Source organism: Streptococcus minor DSM 17118 (assembly GCF_000377005.1).
GTDB lineage: Bacteria > Bacillota > Bacilli > Lactobacillales > Streptococcaceae > Streptococcus > Streptococcus minor.
Genome location: NZ_AQYB01000033.1, coordinates 397,319 through 419,351 on the forward strand (window position 1 = coordinate 397,319; position 22,033 = coordinate 419,351).

Annotated in this window: 25 protein-coding genes; 3 read left to right on the forward strand and 22 right to left on the reverse strand. The window is 41.4% G+C overall.

What is annotated here, in order from left to right:
* Window positions 1-84: 84 nt before the first annotated feature.
* From F602_RS0108225 to ligA, 22 genes are all read right to left on the reverse strand, one after another.
* Window positions 85-708: a TIGR01906 family membrane protein gene (locus tag F602_RS0108225; RefSeq protein ID WP_026183382.1), complete on the reverse strand. Its 624-nt coding sequence runs from the start codon at window positions 706-708 to the stop codon at window positions 85-87.
* A complete protein-coding gene (locus tag F602_RS0108230; RefSeq protein WP_018167496.1) occupies window positions 698-1,471 on the reverse strand; it encodes a TIGR01457 family HAD-type hydrolase in 774 nt (257 codons plus the stop codon). The genes F602_RS0108225 and F602_RS0108230 overlap by 11 nt, the downstream gene beginning before the upstream one ends.
* Window positions 1,472-1,481: 10 nt before the next feature.
* Window positions 1,482-2,102 carry an NUDIX hydrolase N-terminal domain-containing protein gene (locus tag F602_RS0108235; protein ID WP_018167497.1) on the reverse strand — a complete coding sequence of 207 codons (621 nt, stop codon included), beginning with the start codon at window positions 2,100-2,102 and terminating at the stop codon, window positions 1,482-1,484.
* Window positions 2,092-2,829: an acyl-ACP thioesterase domain-containing protein gene (locus tag F602_RS0108240; protein WP_018167498.1), complete on the reverse strand. Its 738-nt coding sequence runs from the start codon at window positions 2,827-2,829 to the stop codon at window positions 2,092-2,094. The genes F602_RS0108235 and F602_RS0108240 overlap by 11 nt, the downstream gene beginning before the upstream one ends.
* Before the next feature lie 8 nt (window positions 2,830-2,837).
* Window positions 2,838-3,971 (reverse strand): radical SAM family heme chaperone HemW, encoded by a 1,134-nt coding sequence (gene hemW / locus F602_RS0108245; protein ID WP_018167499.1) that lies wholly within the window; start codon window positions 3,969-3,971, stop codon window positions 2,838-2,840.
* 180 nt (window positions 3,972-4,151) lie between these two features.
* On the reverse strand, window positions 4,152-6,416 hold the full coding sequence (gene glgP / locus F602_RS0108250; protein WP_018167500.1) for a glycogen/starch/alpha-glucan family phosphorylase: 2,265 nt from the start codon (window positions 6,414-6,416) through the stop codon (window positions 4,152-4,154).
* A gap of 153 nt (window positions 6,417-6,569) precedes the next feature.
* The gene (gene deoD / locus F602_RS0108255) at window positions 6,570-7,283 is read right to left on the reverse strand and encodes a purine-nucleoside phosphorylase (RefSeq protein ID WP_018167501.1); all 714 of its coding nucleotides are present in this window, start codon (window positions 7,281-7,283) and stop codon (window positions 6,570-6,572) included.
* Window positions 7,284-7,457: 174 nt separating this feature from the next.
* Window positions 7,458-7,661 (reverse strand): hypothetical protein, encoded by a 204-nt coding sequence (locus tag F602_RS10935; protein WP_156801879.1) that lies wholly within the window; start codon window positions 7,659-7,661, stop codon window positions 7,458-7,460.
* A gap of 15 nt (window positions 7,662-7,676) precedes the next feature.
* The gene (locus F602_RS0108260) at window positions 7,677-8,486 is read right to left on the reverse strand and encodes a purine-nucleoside phosphorylase (protein WP_018167502.1); all 810 of its coding nucleotides are present in this window, start codon (window positions 8,484-8,486) and stop codon (window positions 7,677-7,679) included.
* Between the two features lie 15 nt (window positions 8,487-8,501).
* Window positions 8,502-8,756: a hypothetical protein gene (locus tag F602_RS0108265; protein ID WP_018167503.1), complete on the reverse strand. Its 255-nt coding sequence runs from the start codon at window positions 8,754-8,756 to the stop codon at window positions 8,502-8,504.
* 34 nt (window positions 8,757-8,790) lie between these two features.
* Window positions 8,791-9,147: an ArsC/Spx/MgsR family protein gene (locus F602_RS0108270; RefSeq protein WP_026183383.1), complete on the reverse strand. Its 357-nt coding sequence runs from the start codon at window positions 9,145-9,147 to the stop codon at window positions 8,791-8,793.
* Between the two features lies 1 nt (window position 9,148).
* Window positions 9,149-10,360 (reverse strand): phosphopentomutase, encoded by a 1,212-nt coding sequence (locus tag F602_RS0108275; RefSeq protein WP_018167505.1) that lies wholly within the window; start codon window positions 10,358-10,360, stop codon window positions 9,149-9,151.
* 144 nt (window positions 10,361-10,504) lie between these two features.
* Window positions 10,505-10,921, reverse strand: a complete 417-nt coding sequence (locus F602_RS0108280) for a F0F1 ATP synthase subunit epsilon (protein ID WP_018167506.1) — start codon at window positions 10,919-10,921, stop codon at window positions 10,505-10,507.
* Between the two features lie 9 nt (window positions 10,922-10,930).
* On the reverse strand, window positions 10,931-12,337 hold the full coding sequence (atpD, locus tag F602_RS0108285) for a F0F1 ATP synthase subunit beta (RefSeq protein ID WP_026183384.1): 1,407 nt from the start codon (window positions 12,335-12,337) through the stop codon (window positions 10,931-10,933).
* A gap of 76 nt (window positions 12,338-12,413) precedes the next feature.
* Window positions 12,414-13,292 (reverse strand): F0F1 ATP synthase subunit gamma, encoded by an 879-nt coding sequence (locus tag F602_RS0108290; protein WP_018167508.1) that lies wholly within the window; start codon window positions 13,290-13,292, stop codon window positions 12,414-12,416.
* Window positions 13,293-13,303: 11 nt separating this feature from the next.
* Complete coding sequence (gene atpA, locus F602_RS0108295; RefSeq protein WP_018167509.1) at window positions 13,304-14,809, reverse strand: F0F1 ATP synthase subunit alpha; 1,506 nt, start codon at window positions 14,807-14,809, stop codon at window positions 13,304-13,306.
* Window positions 14,810-14,828: 19 nt separating this feature from the next.
* A complete protein-coding gene (locus F602_RS0108300) occupies window positions 14,829-15,362 on the reverse strand; it encodes a F0F1 ATP synthase subunit delta (protein WP_018167510.1) in 534 nt (177 codons plus the stop codon).
* Window positions 15,362-15,865 (reverse strand): F0F1 ATP synthase subunit B, encoded by a 504-nt coding sequence (gene atpF, locus F602_RS0108305; protein WP_018167511.1) that lies wholly within the window; start codon window positions 15,863-15,865, stop codon window positions 15,362-15,364. The genes F602_RS0108300 and atpF overlap by 1 nt, the downstream gene beginning before the upstream one ends.
* 23 nt (window positions 15,866-15,888) lie before the next feature.
* On the reverse strand, window positions 15,889-16,602 hold the full coding sequence (gene atpB, locus F602_RS0108310) for a F0F1 ATP synthase subunit A (protein ID WP_018167512.1): 714 nt from the start codon (window positions 16,600-16,602) through the stop codon (window positions 15,889-15,891).
* Window positions 16,603-16,639: 37 nt separating this feature from the next.
* Complete coding sequence (locus tag F602_RS0108315; protein WP_018167513.1) at window positions 16,640-16,843, reverse strand: F0F1 ATP synthase subunit C; 204 nt, start codon at window positions 16,841-16,843, stop codon at window positions 16,640-16,642.
* Window positions 16,844-16,992: 149 nt separating this feature from the next.
* The gene (locus tag F602_RS0108320; RefSeq protein ID WP_026183385.1) at window positions 16,993-18,036 is read right to left on the reverse strand and encodes a diacylglycerol kinase family lipid kinase; all 1,044 of its coding nucleotides are present in this window, start codon (window positions 18,034-18,036) and stop codon (window positions 16,993-16,995) included.
* 9 nt (window positions 18,037-18,045) lie between these two features.
* On the reverse strand, window positions 18,046-20,004 hold the full coding sequence (ligA, locus tag F602_RS0108325) for an NAD-dependent DNA ligase LigA (protein WP_040840104.1): 1,959 nt from the start codon (window positions 20,002-20,004) through the stop codon (window positions 18,046-18,048).
* Window positions 20,005-20,140: 136 nt separating this feature from the next.
* Here ligA and F602_RS11165 point away from each other — a divergent pair, with 136 nt between their 5' ends.
* The 3 genes from F602_RS11165 to F602_RS0108340 are packed head-to-tail and all read left to right on the forward strand — an operon-like array spanning window position 20,141 to window position 21,998.
* Window positions 20,141-20,275 (forward strand): SPJ_0845 family protein, encoded by a 135-nt coding sequence (locus F602_RS11165; protein ID WP_018167516.1) that lies wholly within the window; start codon window positions 20,141-20,143, stop codon window positions 20,273-20,275.
* Between the two features lies 1 nt (window position 20,276).
* On the forward strand, window positions 20,277-21,182 hold the full coding sequence (locus tag F602_RS0108335; RefSeq protein ID WP_018167517.1) for a permease: 906 nt from the start codon (window positions 20,277-20,279) through the stop codon (window positions 21,180-21,182).
* Window positions 21,183-21,998 carry a TIGR03943 family putative permease subunit gene (locus tag F602_RS0108340; protein WP_018167518.1) on the forward strand — a complete coding sequence of 272 codons (816 nt, stop codon included), beginning with the start codon at window positions 21,183-21,185 and terminating at the stop codon, window positions 21,996-21,998. It abuts the gene before it with no gap.
* The last annotated feature ends 35 nt before the right edge of the window (window positions 21,999-22,033 follow it).

A 22,033-nucleotide genomic window follows, 5' to 3' on the forward strand; every position in this document is an offset into this window, starting at 1 on the left:
AACAAATGGATAACTCCTTAAAGGAAGGTATCACAGTGACACAATTCCATAAAATAAGTCTCCTTTCACAGGGTGAAAGAAGACTCATTTCTTAATCTTAACACACAGAATCCAACTGACCCAGGTAAAACATTGGTAAATAATGAAAAAAACAATAAAACAATGTAGAAAAAACGCTTCTGGCAAAATATAGATAACAGGATCTGTATTGGGATTAAAGAGCCATGTTGAGTCGCCCACAAAGAGGATTTGGTGGAAGAGAATAAAGAAAGAATTGAAACCAATCAAGGTTCCCAAAAGAGCAAGTAACAAGGGAATAATAGCCATCCAGAGATAGACTTTCTGAAAGAGATTTCCATAACCTTTTCTCACAACCTCTTTAAAGAACATGATACTTCCTGGTAAACTCAACAAAAAAATACCTTGGGTCAAATGAAAAAGCCACTTGACCTGTTGGAAATGATGAAGTCCATCGGCTGAGGAAGAAAAATTAGGCATAGCTAGGACATGTTGAAAGGGATTTGTCAAATACTGCATCAGAATATGAAAATTATAGAGGATATCCTCTGCTTTCATATAGACGACCTTTTCCAGATTCAACCACTGTATTTCCAGCGGATAGAAAAGCCAAGCTAGGTAAATGGTTAACAGTATGGCGGCCGATAGGTTCGTCAGAACAGTCGACATAACTTGTATTTTAGTTTTCATCAAAACTCCATTCATCAAGGCTCTTGAGGATATGGCTAGGCGCAATGGGCAAATCAGCCACTTCTTCTTCCTTGGTAAAACCAGTCAGAACTAGAAGAGTGGGAAAGCCATTGTCAATACCTGCTCGAATATCCGTCAGATAATTATCTCCCACCATGATGGTTTCTTCTAGCTTGGTACCTAGGTGAGACAAAGCCTTATTCATAATATAAGCCTGAGGCTTTCCAACAATATGTGGTTTGATTCGAGTCGCTGCTTCAAGAAGAGCCAAAAGAGACCCTGCCCCAGGCAAGAGACCACGTTCCGTTGGGATATTAAGGTCTGGATTGGTTCCGATAAACACTGCACCCTTTTCGATAGCTAGCGTTGCAGTGGCAAACTTCTCATAGTCAACCTGCCAATCTAGTCCCACCACAACATAGGCTGGATTTTCTTTATCCTCTATGTACCCAGCTTGGGCAATAGCAGATTTGAGACCGTGTTCTCCGATGACATAGACCGTTTTCTTTCGACCAATGTCATTCATATAGTCCACTGTAGCTAGAGAGGCGGTATAGATTGTATCGAGTGGTGTTTGTATCTCAAAGTTTTCCGCCAACATGGTCTGAACCTGTTCTGGTGTCCTAGTCGTGTTGTTGGTCACAAAAAGATGGGGAATCTGGCGTTTCTGTAACTCCTTCACAAAACGCTCACCAGCAGGAATTCGCTCTTTCCCCTTGTAAATAGTCCCATCCAAATCAATCAAATATCCTTTATAAGTCACTACTATCTCCTTAATCAAATCTGGTTTGCCAATGCTCGTCCGCTGCAGCTTCAAAGCAGAGAGCAATCTGTTTGGCAGTGGTTTTGCCTTCGGACAAAACTGGCAACTTATCTAACTCAAAATATTCGCAGGCAAGAGTTTCTGAATTGGCTACAAACTCTCCGCCCATGCTAGTACACAGGATAAAAACTTTGGTCACATGGTGAGCAGACTGAGCTGGATTGTTCTTTTTCTTATCCAAGATAGCAATGACCTTTTCAGCCTGTACTTCCAAGCCGGCTTCTTCCTTAACCTCCTTGATGGTGTTATCCATGACAGACTGGTCTACATCACACCAACCGCCCGGTAAAGCCCAGCGACCATCTCTCTCCTGAACTAGAAGAATTTTCATATCCTTAAAAATAGCGGCTCTGGTATCAATTTTTGGTGTCTGGTAGCCAGATTCGTTGCAGAAAAGCTCCTTTACTGTTTCAATAGGAAGACCAGAAGGAGTAACTAGCATTTCAGCAGCAATCTGGCGAATTTCCTCAAAACGCTCCAAATCAAAGACATCTTTGGAATAAGCCAGACCATTTTGAGCTAGACTTTGAAGGCGGATAGCCCAATCCAGCCACTTGTCCTTATCTGTCATCGCGTTTCTCCCATTGGATAATGGCTTGGGCATGAATATGTCCTTCAGACCAGATTTCATGTTGGCTGGTCAAGTTCTCTAACTCAACCTTGGAAGAAATGATACCACCTGGCGACACTTCTTTGACATACTTGAGCTGGATATGACTTGGCCTATGAGTCAACAGGAAATCATATTCTAAAGCGTCATACATCCATTCTAAGTACTTGCTGTTGTTGACATGACCATTCATATCAATATCAAAGTAACGGATACGATAATCCTTACTTTCCGGATTTTCCAAGACTTGGTATCGAGGAGAACGCTGAATTTTTTTAACTTTCTCAGACTGATAGGGGGCAATCAAATCATCTGGTACTGGTACTACTTTTCGGTCCTGAAAGTGGATGAGAACAAAATAGCTCAAAATATCAATGAGTAAATTTCCCGCTTCATCATAAACATAAAATTTCCGATAACAAAAGAATTTATTGTAAGAGATAGGTTCTGTCACAATGCGAACCGTCTCATTGTAGCTTGGCAATCTAAAAATCGATAATTCGTAGTCTGTGACTACCCAGACCAGACCATATTGCTCAAAAACATCTAGGTCACTACGACCAATGCTTGCGGATTGGCGACCAGAAATGCCTAGACAGTGGGAGATAAACTGCGAAATGATAATTTCTTGTTTAACATCTGTCATGTCAAAAGGTATAGTAAAGTGTTCTTCGTACTGTAAACCCATGGTAACTCCTATTCTATGATAAAGCGCTCAGCAACAGTATCTCCTAAAAAGAGTCCTTTTTTCGTCATGCGAATGCGATCTCCCTTCTTTTGTAGGAGACCTTCTTGGACTAATTCTTGGACAATCTTACCATATCTTTCCTCAAAGGAATGTCCAAACTTTTCTTCGAAGCGTGCGATAGAAACGCCTGATTTTTTTCGTAATCCCAGAAACATTTCTTCTTCCATTTGCTCACTAGAAGTCAAATATTCTTCATGGAGACGGGCATGTCCCTTTTCCTGGATAGACTTGAGATAGTGCTGAATGGGACCGCGATTGCGGTAGCGCATACCGTTTAAATAACCAGAGGCACCTGCACCCAGTCCATAATATTCGGCATTATCCCAATACATGAGATTATGGCGACTTTCAAAGCCAGGCTTAGTAAAATTGGAAATTTCATAATGCTCAAAGCCATGTTTCTCCAATTCGGACAGGATATATTCAAACATCTCAGATTCGACATCTTCTCCCGGAAGATGAAGTTTTCCCCGCTTCTGTCGATTCATAAAGACTGTATGGTTTTCCAAAATCAAGCTATATAGGCTAAGATGGGGAATATCCAAAGCTAGAGCTTTGGCGACGTTATCAACAACCTGCTCCATGGTCTGACCAGGTAAAGCATAAATCAAATCAATGGAGATATTGTAAAATCCAGCTTGCTTGAGGCTATCAACGGTTTCATATATTTGGGCTTCATTGTGGCTACGACCGATACGCTTGAGCATCTTGTTGTCAAAAGTTTGCACACCCAAAGAAATCCGATTACAGGCTGAATTCTTTAAAACTGCAATCTTATCTGCTGTCAAATCGCCAGGATTTGCTTCAATCGTGAACTCTTCTAGCTGCGTCAAATCTAATGTTTTCTCTAAGTTGGTCAATAAATAGTCCAACTGCTGGGCAGAGAGGGCAGAAGGCGTCCCTCCACCGATATAGAGAGTCTTGAGGGCAGGCAGATCATAATGGCATACTTCTGCTATCAACCTCTCCAGATAAGTATCCACAGGCTGATTTTTGATAAAGACTTTGGAAAAGTCACAATAATAACAAATCTGGGTACAAAAAGGAATATGAATATAGGCTGAAGTTGGACGTTTTTGCATAGACCTATTATAGCATACTCCAGTGATTTCCGAAGATTATAAGTACAAAGAATAGCCAATTATCCGACTAGCTAGCAAGACAAGGAGAACACTTATCTCAACTAAAATTTTACGATACTTCTTTCTATTTTCAAAAAAGTATAAGAAAAGGCTGGATTGCTCCTAGCCTTGTTCTGCTCATTACTTTTCAAGATGCCAGATATCTTCATTGTACTGCTCAATAGTACGGTCAGACGAGAAGAAACCAGCCTTGGCGATATTGACAACAACTTTTTCCAACCAGCTATCACGGTCTTCATAGTCAGCCAACATACGCTCCTTGGTAACAATATAATCCTCTAAATCCAGAAGAGTCATAAAGTGGTCATTGTGCTTGAGGTTATCTTGCAAACGCCAAAGTCGCTCATCAATTCCGCCAGCATTACGAATGACATCGCTCGTGATAAAGTCAATCAATGGACGAATGCCCTCACGCTCATAGAAGCTATATGGATGATAGCTACAATTAGCATAGTGATCAATAACTGTCTGACTATCTTCACCAAAGATATAGATATTTTCATCGCCAACTAGCTCATGAATTTCCACATTAGCCCCATCATCCGTACCGATAGTCAATGCCCCATTGAGCATGAATTTCATATTACCTGTTCCAGAAGCTTCTTTGGAAGCCAAAGAAATCTGCTCAGAAATATCTGCAGCTGGGATGATGAAACTAGCTTCAGTTACATTGTAGTTTTCAATCATGACAACTTGCAAGTGCGGTGATACTTCAGGATCATTTTTAATAACCTGTGACAAGACCAAAATCAAGTGAATGATATCTTGTGCAATAGTATAAGCTGGTGCTGCCTTACCTCCAAAGAAAACAGTCAGGGGGCGAGCAGGAATGTTGCCAGCCTTAATATCCAGATACTTGTGAATGACATACAGAACATTCATCTGTTGGCGTTTGTACTCATGCAGACGCTTGATTTGAACATCAAAGATGGATTCTGGGTTCACCTCCACACCTTGATTTTTCAAGATATGGCGTTGCAATTTCCGTTTGTTATGCTGCTTGATTTCTTCCAAATGATTTTTGAAATCCTTGTCGTTCTTAAATTCTAGGAGTTGTTCCAACTTGGAAGCATCATGGTGGTAGTCATGACCAATCAACTTGTCTAGATAAGCCGATAATCTTGGATTAGCATGCATCAGCCAGCGGCGGAAAGTAATCCCATTGGTCTTATTGTTAAACTTCTCAGGATAGAGATCGTAGAAAGGCTTGAGTTCGGACGATTTCAAGATTTCTGTATGCAAGGCTGCCACACCATTAATAGAGTATCCATAGTGAATATCCATATGGGCCATGTGAACACGCCCATGACTATCAATGATATTGACAGACTCATCGTCTTTCACTGCTTTTGCCCGACGGTCCAATTCCTCGATGAAAGGCACCAAATGTGGTACAACACGATTCAAGAAATCAAGAGGCCATTTTTCTAGGGCTTCCGCCAAAATAGTATGGTTCGTATAGGCTGTCATGCTCTTCACAATATCAACCGCTTCATCAAAAGAAATACCACGCAACTCTAAAAGACGAATCAACTCTGGAATAATCAACGAAGGGTGAGTATCATTGATTTGGACCACAGCATACTCTGCCAAATCATGGAGATTAGAACCTTTGGCAATCGCTTCATCAATCAATAGCTGTGCTGCATTGGAAACCATGAAGTATTGCTGGAAGATACGCAAGATTTTCCCTTGGTCATTGGAATCATCTGGATACAGGAAGAGGGTTAGATTACGGAAGATATCCTCCTTATCAAAGTCAATTCCATCATCAATGATATTGTCATCAACAGAGCCCAAATCAAACAGACGCAGACGATTTTTACGCTCCATCTTATAACCCGGCACATCAATATCGTATAACTTTGAAGTCAGAGTAAAGTTAGCAAAAGGAACTTTATATGAAATAGGTGACTCCGTCAACCAAGACCGTGGAGTGATCCATTCATTAGGAACAGCTGCCTGTTGATGGAAGCGGAAAAGCTGACGGAACAGACCAAAATGATAGTTGAGACCAACTCCATCACCATTCAATCCCAAACTTGCAATAGAATCCAAGAAACAAGCCGCTAGACGACCAAGACCGCCATTTCCTAGTGAAGGCTCTAACTCGACATCCTCAATCGCCAATAAATCTTTACCTGCAGCAACTAGCTGTGTTTTGACCTCATCGTAAATCCCGAGATTGATTAGATTGTTTGACAAGAGTTTACCAATCAAAAATTCAGCAGAGATATAATATACTTTCTTCTTTTGCTCATTGGTATACTGCGCTTCGCTGCGGTGCTTGGATAGAGCAAGTAAGGCATAATACAGCTCTTGGTCAGAACAGTCTTCGATGCGCTTGGCATACATCGCTTGCACAAAATTTTGCAAATTAATCATAGTAAAATCTCCTGATGCTTTTTAAATCAATTTGGTGTGTTGCGAACATTAACCCCACTATTATACCTTATTCAATAGATTTAATAAACTATTTCTATAATGAAAACGTTCTTACACAGTTTTATGTTCGTTTTTCTGAAATTTTACAGAAAATCAATCTGAAATCAGAGTTTCAAGACCCACTTTCATCATATCCGTGAAAGTATTTTGACGCTCTTCAGCAGTGGTATCTTCTTCTGGATTCACCAAGCTATCTGAAATGGTCATAATAGCCAATGTTTGAACACCAAACTTAGCTCCTAGATAATAGAGAGCTGCGGCTTCCATTTCGACCGCTTTGACACCGAGTTGCCCCAGCTCAAGATTGCGGGCAAACAGTTTTGGTGAGTAGAAACTATCTGATGACAAGACATTGCCCACATGAGTTGTCATGTTCAAATCTTTAGCGATATGATAAGCCTTGTCTAGCAGATCGAAATCGGCAATCTGTGGCAAATCGTATTCTGGCCAGTCAATGTTTATCATCTTTGAGTTGGTAGCTGCAGCCTGGGCAATGACCAATTCACGAACATGGACATCCTTGTTAAGGGAACCTGCTGTTCCAACACGAATCAGTTTTTTCACTCCGTATTCGTTGATGAGCTCATGCGCATAAATAGAGATAGAGGGCATGCCCATACCTGTCCCCATAACAGAGACACGGTGACCTTTGTAGGTTCCGGTATAGCCGAACATGTTGCGAACTTCATTGAAGCAAACAGCATCTTCTAGGAAATTTTCCGCGATAAATTTGGCACGGAGAGGATCTCCTGGAAGCAAGATTTTATCGGCAATATCGCCAGGTTTGGCAGAAATATGGATTGACATAAATTTAAATACCAAGACCGTCCAAAATCCTACATAAAATTGGATATCAATAGCAAACCTAACTTGCTTGATTATTCATCTTTTTAAAAGGATTTTGTTAGGATTTCATTCCTTTCTTAAATATAATGTTTGGTGTAAAGATGAGTTCCGACTTGATTTGTTTGAACTCAACATTTATTCTTTCAGGTTTCGTATTGGCAGTGTATTTTGCATCATTTCAGGCCTAGTCTTTCCTTTTAAAAGAAAATATTTGACAATATGAATGGTTCCTACTACAAACCAAGTTCCTGCAACAATAGGCTTATTGCTGAAAAGATACACTATAGTCAAAATATAGCTGCAACTCCCTGTAAATAAATCCCACTTTGTTTTTGTCATGACTGGCTATTACTATTATAAGTCTGCCAAAATCGCCTTGATAAAGGCTTTAAAGTTGCCCTTGATTTGTTGGGTAACTTCCACTACTTCTTCATGATTGAGTTCGGATTGGAAGCCAGCTGCAAAGTTGGTAATGGCTGAAATACCTAAGACTTTTAGGCCAGAATGAGCTGCTACAATAACTTCAGGCACTGTTGACATGCCGACCGCATGTGCTCCCATGGTCTGGAAGGCACGAATTTCTGCTGGCGTTTCATAGGTTGGTCCAGTCACACCTAGGTAGACACCATCTTCTAACTTGATGTTCATTTTATCTGCCAAGGCATGTGCTTTTTCACGATAAGCTTTTGTGTAAGCATCGGACATATCTGGGAAGCGCGGGCCAAATTCCTCCAGATTTTCTCCAATCAGTGGATTTTGTCCAGTCAGGTTGATGTGGTCTGTGATAGCCATCAGGGTACCTGGACCATAACCGATACCACCTGCAGCGTTAGTCACAATCACGCCCTCACACCCTAGGGCCTTCATGACGCGAACTGGGAAGGTCACTACCTCCATTGGATTTCCTTCATAAAAATGGAAACGACCTTGCAAGGCTAAAACCTTGCGACCTGCCAAATCACCATACACTAGCTTTCCTGCATGACCAACAACAGTTGATTTACCCCAGTTTGGAATATCTGCATAATCGATAACAATGGCATTTTCCACTTCTTCGGCTAATTCACCCAGACCTGATCCCAAAATCAGACCAAATTCGGGCTTAACAAGGCCTTTTTCTTCCAAAAAGTTTTTTGTTTCAGTAATTTTTTCTAATAGTGACATGTTGTCTCCTTCGATTTAATAAAAGTCTTTACAATTATTATCATAATATTTTTCTAATGCAAGATGTCTTGTTTGTTTAATATCGGTAATCATTTGATCTCGAACATCTTTACCCATATCATATAAACGAATTAATTCACTTTCAAAGTAGTCTGAGTATTCTTTCAATGTGATAAACAATCGTTCACATTCATAGAGACTACTATAGCCACCTTCGTACGAAATAGATATCAGACGGGATTCATCTTTACAAGAAATAATAAATTCCATTTGAATACCTCAAGGAAGTTTTGTCGGAGATTTCTTACAAATACTCTGGCCAATCGTAACCAGGCATTTTTTCCTTGATGATTTCCAAAGGGCGACAGAGAAAGGCTGTGTGTTGCTGTTCGACAATTGGTCTATTGAGTAAAATAGGTTTTTCAACCATCATTTGGAGCAGTTGGTCTTCGGATTGTTCAGCTTGTTCTTCTAACGGCAGTCGGATGACCGAAGAGGGCTGAACACCCATTTTATTCAGAAGTTGCTGCAAGTCTTTTGCAGACAGAGGAGTTTTCAAATAATCCACCCAATCGACTTCGATACCTTGTCTTTGTAACAGCACTCTTAATTTCTGACATTTGCTACAAGCTGGATTGATATAAACTGTTATTTTTTCCATTTTATACCAAGCTATGTAAGAAGGACTCGCCAATCATAGCCTTTTCTACGCCAAAGTTTTCTGCAATAGTAGCTGAAATATCAGCGAAATGGCCGACTGGCATAGTGCCACTGCCCTTAAAGGATGGGCTATAAGCTAAGAGTGGTACATATTCACGAGTATGGTCTGTGCCTGCATAGGTTGGATCGTTGCCGTGATCTGCAGTAATGAGGAGCAAATCTTTTTCTTTCATGGCTGCCATGATTTCTGGTAAGCGAGCGTCAAACTCATGTAAACAATCCCGATAACCCGCTGGATTGCGACGATGACCATAAACTGCATCAAAATCCACCAGATTGGTGAAAGAGAGTCCTCTTGTAAATGCTGGTAATTGGAGTGTTTCTAGAAGGACGTCTACCCCATGTGCATTTGACTTGGTATGGCCCATATCATTGGTAATACCAGAACCATTAAAGATGTCACTGATTTTACCAACAGAGTAAGTTGGAACTCCCGCATCTGCTAGCTTATTCAGTACTGTCTCTTCAAACGGTGAGACAGCATAGTCATGACGATTAGCAGTTCGAGTAAAATTCCCCGGCTCACCCACATAAGGGCGAGCGATAATACGTCCTAGGAGTGCTGGACGTTCCAAAGTAATGGAACGTGCGTACTCGCAGATACGATACAATTCTTCTAGTGGAATGATGTCTTCATGAGCTGCAATCTGTAATACAGGATCTGCAGAGGTATAGACAATAAGCTCACCCGTTTCCATCTGACGAGGACCAAAGTCATCAATAACAGCCGTACCAGAGTATGGCTTATTTGCTTCTCGGATGATTTTTCGACCTGAAAACTCTTCAATCTTAGTTAAAATTTCTTCAGGGAAACCATCCCAGAATGTGTCAAAAGGTTCTGTAATATTGAGACCCATAATTTCCCAGTGACCAGTCATGGTATCCTTACCAAGGGAAACTTCCTCCAACTTAGTAGCATAGCCGACTGGTTCAGCCTCAGTTGGTACTGTCTTCAACGGTAACTCACGTGGAATATTTCCCAGTCCCAATTTGGCCATGTTCGGAACCTCAAGTCCCACAGTTTTTGAGATATGGCCCAGAGTGTCAGAAGCTCCGTCTGGCACTGCAGCATTAACAAAATCATTGGCATCTGGTGCTGCGCCAATTCCCACAGAATCCAGCACGACCAAATGGATACGTTCAAATGTTGACATAGTAGTCTCCTTTTTAGATTGAGTTTAATCTAGAACCATTATACCACAATTTTGAATCCGAATGTTCGCTTTTTGTATTCGATTTCATTTCTCCCTAATAAAAAGCCATCCAAAGATATATTTGGATAGCTTTTATCATTCATATTAATGTTTTCCAACATGTATACGGTTGATAGCACGCTGCAAGGCAATACGTGCTCTGCGTTCCATATCAGCATTATGAGTATTGCATGCCTCTTCTACTTCTCGTTCCGCACGGAGTTTAGCACGTTCAGCTCGACTAACATCAATATCCCGATCTCGCTCAGCTGAATTGGAAATAATAGTGATTCGATCCTTGCAGATTTCAATGACCCCACCATTGACTGCAATCCAATCCACATGGTTTTCATCGTCAACACGCCGGACCTTGATCTCACCAATTTCAAGAACAGCAATCAAATCAATGTGCCCTGGATAGATTCCCAATTCTCCTTCTGTGGTTTTGACCAGAATAAAGGCTGCATGGTGGTCGTAACGAATGCCATCTGGTGTTACAATTTGTAAAGTCATTTGCTCCATACTGCACCTCTAGAATCCCATTTTCGCAGCTTTTGCCACTACATCTTCAATAGAGCCCACATTTCGGAAAGCATCTTCTGGCAATTTATCGTATTTTCCTGCCAGAATTTCCTTAAAGCCTTTGACGGTTTCTGCAACTGGTACATAAGACCCTGGAAGACCAGTAAACTGCTCTGCAACGTTAAAGTTTTGAGACAAGAAGAACTGAATCCGGCGCGCACGACCAACCAGAGTCTTTTCTTCATCAGAAAGTTCATCCATCCCTAGGATAGCGATGATATCTTGCAACTCCTGGTAACGCTGAAGAACTCGTTTCACTTCCATGGCGACTCCATAGTGCTCTTCACCAACGATTTCTGGAGCTAGAGCTCTTGAACTAGATGCTAATGGGTCTACTGCTGGATAGATACCCAATTGAGTAAGCTTTCTCTCCAAGTTAGTTGTCGAATCCAAGTGGGCGAAAGCTGTAGCTGGTGCAGGATCTGTGTAGTCGTCTGCAGGTACATAAATGGCCTGAATAGAGGTAACAGAACCTTTTTTAGTAGAAGTAATCCGCTCTTGCAATTGTCCCATTTCGGTTGCTAGGGTTGGTTGATAACCAACAGCTGATGGCATTCGTCCGAGCAAGGCAGACACTTCAGAACCTGCCTGAGTGAAGCGGAAGATATTGTCAATAAAGAGCAAGACATCCTGACCCTCTACATCACGGAAGTACTCGGCAAGAGTCAAGCCAGTCAGGGCAACTCGCATCCGAGCGCCTGGCGGCTCATTCATCTGACCAAAGACCATGGCAGTTTTTTCAATAACGCCAGAATCCTTCATTTCCCAATAAAGGTCATTTCCTTCACGAGTCCGCTCTCCAACACCGGTAAAAACTGAAATTCCGCCATGTTCTTGAGCAATATTATGTATCAATTCCTGAATCAGAACGGTTTTACCAACACCGGCGCCACCAAAGAGTCCAACCTTACCACCCTTCAAATAGGGAGCAAGCAAATCAATAACCTTAATTCCTGTTTCAAGAATCTCTGTAGATGTTGATAATTCATCAAAACTTGGGGCTTTTTTGTGGATTGGCTCACGTTGCGCATCTTCAGCAAAAGGCTGCTCCAAGTCAATGGTTTCACCCAAGACATTAAAGACGCGGCCTAGTGTCTCTTTTCCAACTGGAACAGAAATTGGCCGACCAGTGTCTAGCACTTCCATTCCTCGAGTCAAGCCATCCGTTGATTCCATGGCAATAGTACGTACAATACCATTCCCTAGTTCCAAAGCAACCTCAAGCACAACTTTTTGTTTCGATTGGTCGTTTTTATAGACAACGAGTGCATTGTTAATTTCAGGAAGTTTGTCATCCGCTGCAAATGCTACATCCACAACGGGACCAACTACCTGAGTAATTTTGCCTGAACTCATCTCTTCTCCTCTCTCAAAATGGCAAACTTGAATCCCACCACCATCAAGTGGTTGCTCCATTTGCCACCCCTTTTTCTTAATCCAGAGCAGAGGCACCAGCTACAATCTCAGTGATTTCCTGAGTAATGGCAGCCTGGCGGGCTCTATTATATTGGATTGTTAAATCTGCAATGACATTTTTAGCATTGTCAGTTGCTGTCTGCATGGCTGTCATACCAGCCGCACTTTCAGCCGTTTTTGCATCTAGAATAGCCCCATAGATCATTGATTCTGCATACTGGGGAAGCAATTGATCCAATATCGCATCACGACTGGGCTCCATCTCAAAGCTAGCTGTATAGCCATCCACCTCATTGTGGTCCAAATCCTCAATCGGTAACATCTGTTGAACACGCACTTGACTTGTTAAACTATTAACATGGTGATTATAGCAGACATAAAGGGCATCAAAAATCGCATTCTTGTACATTTCAACAGATTTTGAAATAATCTTTTGAACTTCATCAAAGCTTGGATGATCCGCAAGGCCACGTAATTCAAAAATGGGGGTCATATCTCGGTTACGGAAAAAATCTGCTCCCATACCACCGATGGCTATGATTTCATACTCATCTTTGCTATCGTGGTCTTGTTCAATCATCCCCATAACAGCTCTTAAAATAGTGGAATTGTAGGCCCCTTTGAGACCACTATCTGACGTAATGACAATATAGCCGGTCTTTTTAATCTCACGACGAAGCAACATCGGATTGGTCGCTCCATCATTCATGAGCTCTGAACGCAATAAGTCGGTCGTAACCTGACGGACCTTTCTGGCGTAAATCTCAAATGATTTTGCAGCCTGTTCTGATTTGGCTAATTTAGCCGCAGAAACCATGTGCATAGCACCGGTGATTTGACTGGTTTTCTTGGTTGATGCAATTTTGTTTTTGATTTCATTTAGAGAACCTGCCATATCCTACTCCTCTACTTGTAAACAGATTGATCTTTAAATTCCTGGATAGCTGCATCCAAGAGTTCTGTATCTGGTAAGTCTTTTGTGGTGCGAATCGTATCGAGCAAGGACTCGTGATTGAGATCAAAATAAGCATAGAGTTCTTCTTCAAATGCCACGATGTCATCAATCGGAACAGAATCCAAGAAACCATTCGTTAAAGCATAGAGAATCAAAACTTGTTTTTCTACGGCTAATGGCTTATGCAGTGGTTGTTTGAGGACTTCAATCGTTCTACGTCCTCGATTCAGCTTAGCCTGGGTTGCAGCATCCAAATCAGAACCAAATTGAGTGAAGGCTTCTAACTCACGATAAGATGCCAAGTCAATTCGTAGAGTACCAGCTACTTTTTTCATAGCCTTGATTTGGGCAGAGCCACCTACACGCGAAACGGAGGAACCTGCATCAATGGCTGGTCTAATCCCTGAATTGAACAAGTCATCCTTCAAGAAAATCTGTCCATCTGTAATGGAAATGACATTGGTTGCGATATAAGCTGAAATATCTCCTGCTTGAGTTTCGATAAAAGGCAATGCTGTGATAGAACCGCCACCTAGCTCATCAGAAACTTTAGCAGATCGCTCAAGCAAGCGTGAATGAAGATAGAAAACATCTCCCGGATAGGCTTCACGACCTGGCGGACGGCGAAGCAAGAGGGAAAGTTCACGGTAAGCAACTGCTTGCTTAGATAAATCATCATAGACAATCAAAACATGCTTGCCTTCATACATAAACTCCTCAGCCATCGCTACACCAGCATAGGGTGCTAAGAAAAGCAAAGGTGACGGTTGCGATGCTGATGCCGTTACCACAATGGTATAGTCTAGGGCACCATATTGACGAAGGACCTCAACTTGAGTTCGAACTGTTGATTCTTTTTGACCGATGGCTACATAGATACAAATCATATCTTGACCTTTTTGGTTGAGAATTGCATCAATGGCTACAGAGGTCTTTCCCGTCTGACGGTCCCCGATAATCAACTCACGCTGACCACGACCGATAGGTACCAAGGCATCAATAGCCTTTAGACCGGTTTGTAATGGCTGATTAACAGACTTACGTTCCATTACTCCAGGAGCTGGGTATTCGATAGGACGCGTTTTGTTGGTATGAATCTCTCCCAGTCCATCGACTGGTTGTCCAAGCGGATTGATGACACGACCAATCAAGGCAGAACCAACTGGCACTTCCATAATCTTTCCTGTCCGACGAACCACTGAACCTTCGCGAATATCTGAGAATGGTCCCAGAATGATAATGCCGACATCAGTGGTTTCCAAGTTTTGAGCCATACCAATTGTTCCATTTTCGAAGATAAGGAGTTCACCACTCATAGCATTCTCCAAACCTTGCGCACGCGCAATTCCATCTCCGATATACGTCACAACCCCAGTTTCTGTATAGTCAAAATCTGGTTGAAAGTCGTCAATCTGTTGTTTTAGTAAAGCGCTAATTTCTTGTGTATTGATGACCAAAAGAACACCACTTTCTATTTTATAGCTTTTTTCTAATGTCTCCTAATTGCGCACGGACACTAGTATCAATCACTCGATGATTCACATTCACAATAAAACCACCTAGCAATTCTTTATCAATTTCTTCAATAACATTGTGCACCTTGACCGAGAATTTTTCCTCAACAATGGCAGTCAAGCGCTGTTTTTGCTCTTCTGTCAAAGCCTGAAAAGAGGTCACCACCATGTCATACTCGTTTTTACTCTTGCTAATTTTTAGTAAAATATCTTCCAAAGTTGGCAAAAGTACGTCGTAGTTCTCATCCTGAATCAGTGTTTCAACCAAATCATTGATAAAGCGGTAAGTTGATTGACGTAGGTTGCAAACAAAACCCGCTTTATCCTCACTCGAAATGGTTGGTGAACTGAGGATTCGATTCAGCTTGGTTTCATGAATAATCGAAATCATACGCTGAATTTCATCGTAAATAGCCCAGATATCATCACGGTAAGCAATGTTTTCTACGAATTGGTAAGCATATTGGTGCACAATGGTTGCTTCATTTACACCCATTATTTCTCTCCTAATCTATCAATATACCGATCGATTAAGGCACTATGAGCCGCTTGATCCAAATCCTCTAAAATAATTTTCCCAGCCAAATCAACAGCGAGATTGGCAACCTGAACCTTCAACTGTTCATGTGCTTCGAGTCTCTCGGCGGCAATTTCTAACTTGGCCTTATCCTTTAGTGCTCGAGCTTCCACTGCTGCTTGATCAACAAGATGTTTTTTCTCAACCTTAGCTCTCGCAACAGCATCTTGGACAATCTTCTTAGCTTCAATACGACCTTGTTCTAATTCAACTTGACGTTGTTTGACCAAGGCTGCTGCTGCTTCATTTTTCTCTTCTGCAGCATCAATATCTCCAGCAATTTTTTCTGCACGTTTTTCAAAAATTCCTGTCAGATTCTTCCAAGCAAAAACGCGGATGAGGATAATTAAGGTCAAAAAAGATGCTGTAACCAGAATGAAATTTCCAAGTATGATAGCATTTGTACTCAATACTGTAATCATGAATAATCTTTTCCTTTCCTCTTTTAGTGTCCGCCACTGATTTTCTTATTCAAATACATGGAAACCAGCATGACAAATACATAACCTTGCAAGCACGAAATAAAGACTGAGAAGGCAGTCCATACAACATTTAGCAAGAAGGCTATTGGATAAGCAAAAGCACTCGCATGAGCCAATTTTAACAAAAGGCCAACCAGTACTTCACCTGCATAGATATTACCATACAGACGCAAACCCAGTGATGCCAAGTTGGTTATTTCCTCAAGGATGTTCATAGGAGTCATGGCAAGCGGCGTTACAAAAGCCTTCAGATAAGCTCCAAATCCTCGACGACGAATCCCCTCAATATGGACAAAAATCGTTGCAATAGTTGCCAAACCGAGGTCATAAGCCATATTTGCTGTCGGAGATGTCCAGAGATTGTAACCTTCTGTTGTTTCAATCTTAGTCATAAGCCCCAAATTATTTGCTACTACCAAAAATGTAAAAGCTACAAAAAAGAATAGACTATAGCGCTTAGACTCCTCATCACCCAAGTTTCCTTTGGTGAAACTCATCGTCATCTCATAGACATATTCCAATACATTTTGTTTTCCAGTAGGTTTGATCTCCATCCTGCGACTGGCCCAAAAAACCAGAGAAAAAATAATGAAAACCGTTATAGCAGAGACCAATACCATGGTCAAATCAAAATTAACCGGACCAAGGTTTAGGGTTGGATTTACACTTTCTTCCAAAGAAGTTTCCCCCTTTTCTATATTTTACCTATGGTGGTTAACCACGGAACAAGAAGGTCATGGCCAAGGTTACAAAGAAGGTACCTTCAATAAACGCAACACCCAAAAATACACCAGACATCAATTTGCTCTGCAATTCAGGCTGACGGGCTGTCCCTTTCAGGTAGGCAGCTACTAAGATTCCTTCACCGATACTGACACCCATAGTTGCGAGTCCTAGTCCCAATGCTGACAAATCCATAATGATTCTCCTTTAAAAATTTTATACTTTGTAAGCATACTCCTAAAAAAGGCTTTTGTCAAGGAAATAAAAGGATGTAAACATTTTCAGATGATGAACCCGAACAAAGAAAAAAGAGACTATTCTGCCCTTTCTTCCTATTTAATATTTTAAATATTATCTTCCAAATGAGTCACTTCTTCTGCAAATAATTTTGCCATCTTTTCGAGACGTAAAGCTTCCGTATCGATAGTGATGGCATGACTAGCAATTTTATCGGTATCTGCAAAAAATTCGATATGATTCGCTAAATTAACTAGCTCGACTGGTGCATCGCCACCGTATTCACCATCTAGGTTAAGCAAGAGTCGATCCGAGTTATCTTCCATAGGCTCTATCTTGATTTTTTGGGTTTTGATGTACTCTACATGCCTGTGTTCGATATGCTTACCTCCATCTAGAACTAGGCGGAGTAAGTGGAGAATTTCAAAGAGATTGCCTGTTTTTACCATAATAAGGGTAAAGCGACCATCATCAAGCTTAGCATCTGGCACAATTTGCTCAAAACCTCCGATAGAGTTTGTCAAGGCGACAAAAATCATAGAGACCTTACCTTCAAATACTCCCTTATCATGCTCGACTCGGACGGGTCGAAATTTGACTTGAGGCAATAGCTCAGCTCCCTTAACGACATAAGCCAGATAGCCAAAGGTGGTTTTAAGTTGGCTCGGCACACTATATGTCAGCTCTGTTAAAGTCCCTGCTGCTGCGATATTGATAAAGTAATTATAATCTTCTTTTCCATCTTGCTCGGTTTTAGCTAAGCCAATATCCATAAGAATCGTCTGATTCTTACCAATTAATTTTGCCGCTTCTACTGGATTACCACGCGGAACCTTAAGAGCCCTAGCATAATCATTGGTGGTTCCTGTTGGTATGATAGCCATTTTGGGCCGGTGTTCCAATGGAGCGATACCGTTAACAACCTCATTGATGGTACCATCACCACCTGCTGCAATCACCAAATCAAAACCAGCTTTCGCAGCTCGGGTCGCTTCATTTTTTGCAGAATCCTTGGCAGGAGTAGTTTGGAAGGCAGAGGTTTCATAACCATATCCTTCCAGGATGTTAAGAACTTCTGCCACATTTTTTTTCATGATTTCCTGACCAGAAGTAGGATTGTAAATCAATCGCGCACGTTTTCTTTTTTCCATCATCATTCTTTACAGACTTTCTAACCAAACCTCATCTTTGACTTCAATACCAAGCTCTTGAGCTTTAGCCAATTTACTGCCAGCATCACTTCCAGCTATCACTAAATTGGTTTTCTTAGAGACTGAACCCACAACTTTAGCTCCAAGACTTTCTAGTTTTTCTTTGGCTTCGCTACGCTTTAATCTTTCTAGTTTCCCTGTTAAAACAACCGTCATGCCGGAGAGCTTACCGTTTTCAACCGCCACTTGGCCTGTATAAGCTAAATTGACACCTGCAGCTTTCAATTCTAGCAAAAGTTCTTGTGTGTCCTGACTGCCAAAGTAGGTCGCCAAGGACTTAGCAATTACCTGTCCCAGACCTTCTATTTGTGCTATTTCTTCTGCATTGGCTTTGGCTACTTTTTCCACATTGCCAAATTTTTCTAACAAAATTTTGCTGGCCTTGCTCCCTACATGACGAATACCTAGGCCAAAAAGTAGCTTTTCAGCAGAATTTTCCTTGGAAGCTTGGATGGCTTGGTAAAGCTTATCAGCCGATTTTTCCTTGAAACCTTCTAGCTGTAAAATATCCTCAACAGAAAGACGGTAGATATCAGCCACATCCTTGACCAGGTTAGCCTGAAACAACTTCTCCACGATGGAGGTTCCTAAACCAGCGATATTCATGGCATCACGGCTGGCAAAATGTTCTAGGCGGTTCATCATTTGGGATGGACAGTGTGGGTTGATACAGCGTAGGGCTACTTCATCCTCATAATGTATCAAGGAGCTATCGCAAGATGGGCACTGGGTTGGGATAGGCATTTTCTCTTGGTGTTCTCGTTTCTCTTCCACCACGCGCAAGACAGCTGGAATGATATCCCCTGCTTTGTAGACGATGACCGTATCACCTATACGAATGTCTTTTTCTGCTATATAATCCACATTGTGAAGGGTCGCCCGACTAACAGTCGTTCCGGCTAGTTGGACAGGGGTCAGATTGGCTGTTGGGGTAACCACTCCTGTTCGTCCTACAGTCCAATCAACAGACAAGATTTCAGCTTCTTTTTCCTCAGCGGGAAATTTGTAGGCAATGGCCCAACGAGGAGCCTTGACGGTAAAACCTAGTTCCTCTTGGATGGCAAGGTCATTGACTTTGATAACGATGCCGTCAATCTCATAGGGTAGGTCATTGCGCTTAGCAGCAATTTGCTCGATAAATTCCCAAACTTCTACAATAGACGAAGCTAGAACATAATCATGATTGGTGCAAAAACCCAGTCTATTGAGTTCAACCAAAATTTGTGCTTGACTAGCTGCATCTGTCGGGCTAGCTTCTTGATATAGAAAACTAGCTAAACCGCGAGAAGCAACAATAGCTGTATCAAGCTGACGGAGTGTCCCTGCTGCTGCATTACGCGGATTGGCAAACTCAGCCTCACCCTTCTCCTGACGCTCTAGATTGACACGTTCAAAAGAAGCTTTGGGCATATAACACTCTCCACGGACAGTCACATTTAAAGGCTCAGTTAAGCTAAGAGGTATGTCTTTAACCCGCTTGAGATTTTCCGTGATATTTTCACCGACACTGCCGTCTCCTCGAGTTGCCCCAATGGTCAAATGCCCTGCTTCATAGGTCAAGGAAATCGAAAGACCGTCTATTTTGAGTTCACAAATATAGGTTACTTGAGGAAATTCCTTACGAATGCGCTCATCAAATGCTTGCAACTCTTCAAAAGAAAAGGCATCCTGTAAACTATAAAGAGGGTAGGTATGAGTATATTTCTCAAAACCGTCCAAAATCTTTCCACCAATACGGTGAGTCGGGCTATTGGGTAGGATGAGCTCCGGATGAGCCGTTTCTAACTCAACTAGCTCCCGATAGAGTTTGTCATAGTCTGAGTCAGACACACTTGGATTATCCAGACGATAATATTCATCAGCATAGCGATTAAGCATTTCTACGAGTTCATTCATTCTTGTCTTCATAGTCTCATTATATCATGATTTCTTAAACTTTTATGAAAAGAAGGAACTAGATTTTGACGAAAAAATACCAAGCAAATAGGAGAATTTTTTGTCTAGAAAGGGTATAATAGATAAAATAAGTATTTTGGAGGTCTATATGGCAATCACTTTTAAAAAACAAGATGATTTGGAGAAGATGCTGGAAGAATTTGCTGCGTTTGACAAACTCGAGGAGATTGAGTTTCCGGATCCTAAATCAGCAGAAAAGACTTCTGAAAAAGATGTGAAGTAAAATGACAGCTCTGTTTCAAAACTTGCCTACTTCTGTTCTTCAGATGGGAGCCATTTTCCTATCCATCATCATTGAAGCCCTCCCCTTTGTTCTCATTGGGTCGATTATTTCCGGTTTTATTGATGTCTATATTACCCCGGACCGTGTCCATGCCTTTCTACCTAAAAACAAGGTCTTACGGATTCTATTTGGAACTTTTATCGGTTTTATCTTTCCATCGTGTGAGTGCGGGATTGTCCCCATTGTCAACCGATTTTTGGAAAAAAAAGTTCCTACTTACACGGCTATTCCCTTCTTGGCAACAGCTCCTGTCATCAACCCTATCGTACTTTTTGCAACCTATACCGCCTTTGGTAATTCCTTGCGTTTTGCCCTTTTCCGGGCGCTGGGTTCAATTCTGGTAGCTTTCGTTCTGGGCCTTTTCTGGGGGTTCATGAGTAGCGAACCTATTCTAAAAGAGGGTGGGAAAAATAGTCACACTCACGACTTCTCAGATAAACAAGGTTGGTCTAAGGTTGGATATGCCCTCATTCAGGCCATTGACGAATTTTTTGATATGGGACGCTATTTGGTCTTTGGCTGTCTTTTTGCCAGTTTTGTACAGGTCTATATCCCAACCTATATCCTGACCCGTATCGGACACAACTCCTTGACGGCTATTCTGCTCATGATGGTCTTGGCTTTCCTTCTTTCACTTTGCTCAGAAGCCGATGCCTTTATTGGAGCTTCATTGTTGTCTAGTTTTGGTTTTGCTCCTGTCATGGCTTTTCTCATTATTGGTCCAATGATTGATATTAAAAATCTACTGATGATGAAAAATCACTTTACCAACAAATTCATTCTGCAATTTATTGCACTGATTACACTAATGATTCTAGGCTACAGCTTGATGATTGGAGGCTTTTAGATGATTCGATTTTTGATTTTAGTTGGCTATTTTGAAATGACCATGTACCTTTATGTGACTGGAAAATTAGACCAATATATCAATCTTCACTATTCCTATCTAGCTTTCCTCTCTATGTTTTTGACATTTGTACTAGCTGTTGTACAACTCATAGTCTGGATGAAAGAACTAAAAATACATAGTCATTTGCGTACAAGAGTAGCTCAATTCTCTAGCCTGATGTTACTTTTGATTCCACTCGGTGTGGCCTGGTTTTTCCCCACTGTCAGCCTGGACGCAACAACAGTGGCTGCCAAGGGCTATCACTTCCCACTGGCAGCCGGTGTGGATGGAAAAACACAACAACAAGAAGGTACTAGCGTTCAGTACCTCAAACCAGATACTTCAACCTACTTTACAAAATCTGCTTACAAGGAAGAGATGCGAAAAGTAGCGGACCAATACCTCAATCAGGACATCATTCAGATTAACAGCGATAATTACATGGCAGTCATGGAAGTCATCTATGATTATCCGAATGAATTTATCGGAAAAACCATTGAAATGACTGGCTTTATCTATAATGACCCTGATAATCCCAACCAGCAATTTCTCTTTCGATTCGGTATTATTCACTGTATTGCTGACTCGGGTGTTTACGGTTTATTGTCTACTGGACAAACCCAGCACTTCCCAAACGATACTTGGGTTAAGGCCCGGGGAACAATCAATATTACATACCACAATTCCCTAAAACAGTCTTTGCCAATCGTAGAATTGACTGATTTAGTTCAGATTCAACAGCCTAAAAATCCCTATGTTTACAGAGTATTTTAGCCAACATCTGAAAGGTGAATTTTCTGAAAATTTAT

Coding starts and splice junctions, on each gene's coding strand:
- F602_RS0108225 (WP_026183382.1), bottom strand. CDS start 708: ATGAAAACTAAAATACAAGTTATGTCGACTGTTCTGACGAACCTATCG.
- F602_RS0108235 (WP_018167497.1), bottom strand. CDS start 2,102: ATGACAGATAAGGACAAGTGGCTGGATTGGGCTATCCGCCTTCAAAGT.
- F602_RS0108240 (WP_018167498.1), bottom strand. CDS start 2,829: ATGGGTTTACAGTACGAAGAACACTTTACTATACCTTTTGACATGACA.
- hemW (WP_018167499.1), bottom strand. CDS start 3,971: ATGCAAAAACGTCCAACTTCAGCCTATATTCATATTCCTTTTTGTACC.
- glgP (WP_018167500.1), bottom strand. CDS start 6,416: ATGATTAATTTGCAAAATTTTGTGCAAGCGATGTATGCCAAGCGCATC.
- deoD (WP_018167501.1), bottom strand. CDS start 7,283: ATGTCAATCCATATTTCTGCCAAACCTGGCGATATTGCCGATAAAATC.
- F602_RS10935 (WP_156801879.1), bottom strand. CDS start 7,661: ATGACAAAAACAAAGTGGGATTTATTTACAGGGAGTTGCAGCTATATT.
- F602_RS0108260 (WP_018167502.1), bottom strand. CDS start 8,486: ATGTCACTATTAGAAAAAATTACTGAAACAAAAAACTTTTTGGAAGAA.
- F602_RS0108265 (WP_018167503.1), bottom strand. CDS start 8,756: ATGGAATTTATTATTTCTTGTAAAGATGAATCCCGTCTGATATCTATT.
- F602_RS0108270 (WP_026183383.1), bottom strand. CDS start 9,147: ATGGAAAAAATAACAGTTTATATCAATCCAGCTTGTAGCAAATGTCAG.
- F602_RS0108275 (WP_018167505.1), bottom strand. CDS start 10,360: ATGTCAACATTTGAACGTATCCATTTGGTCGTGCTGGATTCTGTGGGA.
- F602_RS0108280 (WP_018167506.1), bottom strand. CDS start 10,921: ATGGAGCAAATGACTTTACAAATTGTAACACCAGATGGCATTCGTTAC.
- atpD (WP_026183384.1), bottom strand. CDS start 12,337: ATGAGTTCAGGCAAAATTACTCAGGTAGTTGGTCCCGTTGTGGATGTA.
- F602_RS0108290 (WP_018167508.1), bottom strand. CDS start 13,292: ATGGCAGGTTCTCTAAATGAAATCAAAAACAAAATTGCATCAACCAAG.
- F602_RS0108300 (WP_018167510.1), bottom strand. CDS start 15,362: ATGGGTGTAAATGAAGCAACCATTGTGCACCAATATGCTTACCAATTC.
- atpF (WP_018167511.1), bottom strand. CDS start 15,865: ATGATTACAGTATTGAGTACAAATGCTATCATACTTGGAAATTTCATT.
- F602_RS0108315 (WP_018167513.1), bottom strand. CDS start 16,843: ATGGATTTGTCAGCATTGGGACTAGGACTCGCAACTATGGGTGTCAGT.
- F602_RS0108320 (WP_026183385.1), bottom strand. CDS start 18,036: ATGGAAAAAAGAAAACGTGCGCGATTGATTTACAATCCTACTTCTGGT.
- ligA (WP_040840104.1), bottom strand. CDS start 20,004: ATGAAGACAAGAATGAATGAACTCGTAGAAATGCTTAATCGCTATGCT.
- F602_RS11165 (WP_018167516.1), top strand. CDS start 20,141: ATGGCAATCACTTTTAAAAAACAAGATGATTTGGAGAAGATGCTGGAA.
- F602_RS0108335 (WP_018167517.1), top strand. CDS start 20,277: ATGACAGCTCTGTTTCAAAACTTGCCTACTTCTGTTCTTCAGATGGGA.
- F602_RS0108340 (WP_018167518.1), top strand. CDS start 21,183: ATGATTCGATTTTTGATTTTAGTTGGCTATTTTGAAATGACCATGTAC.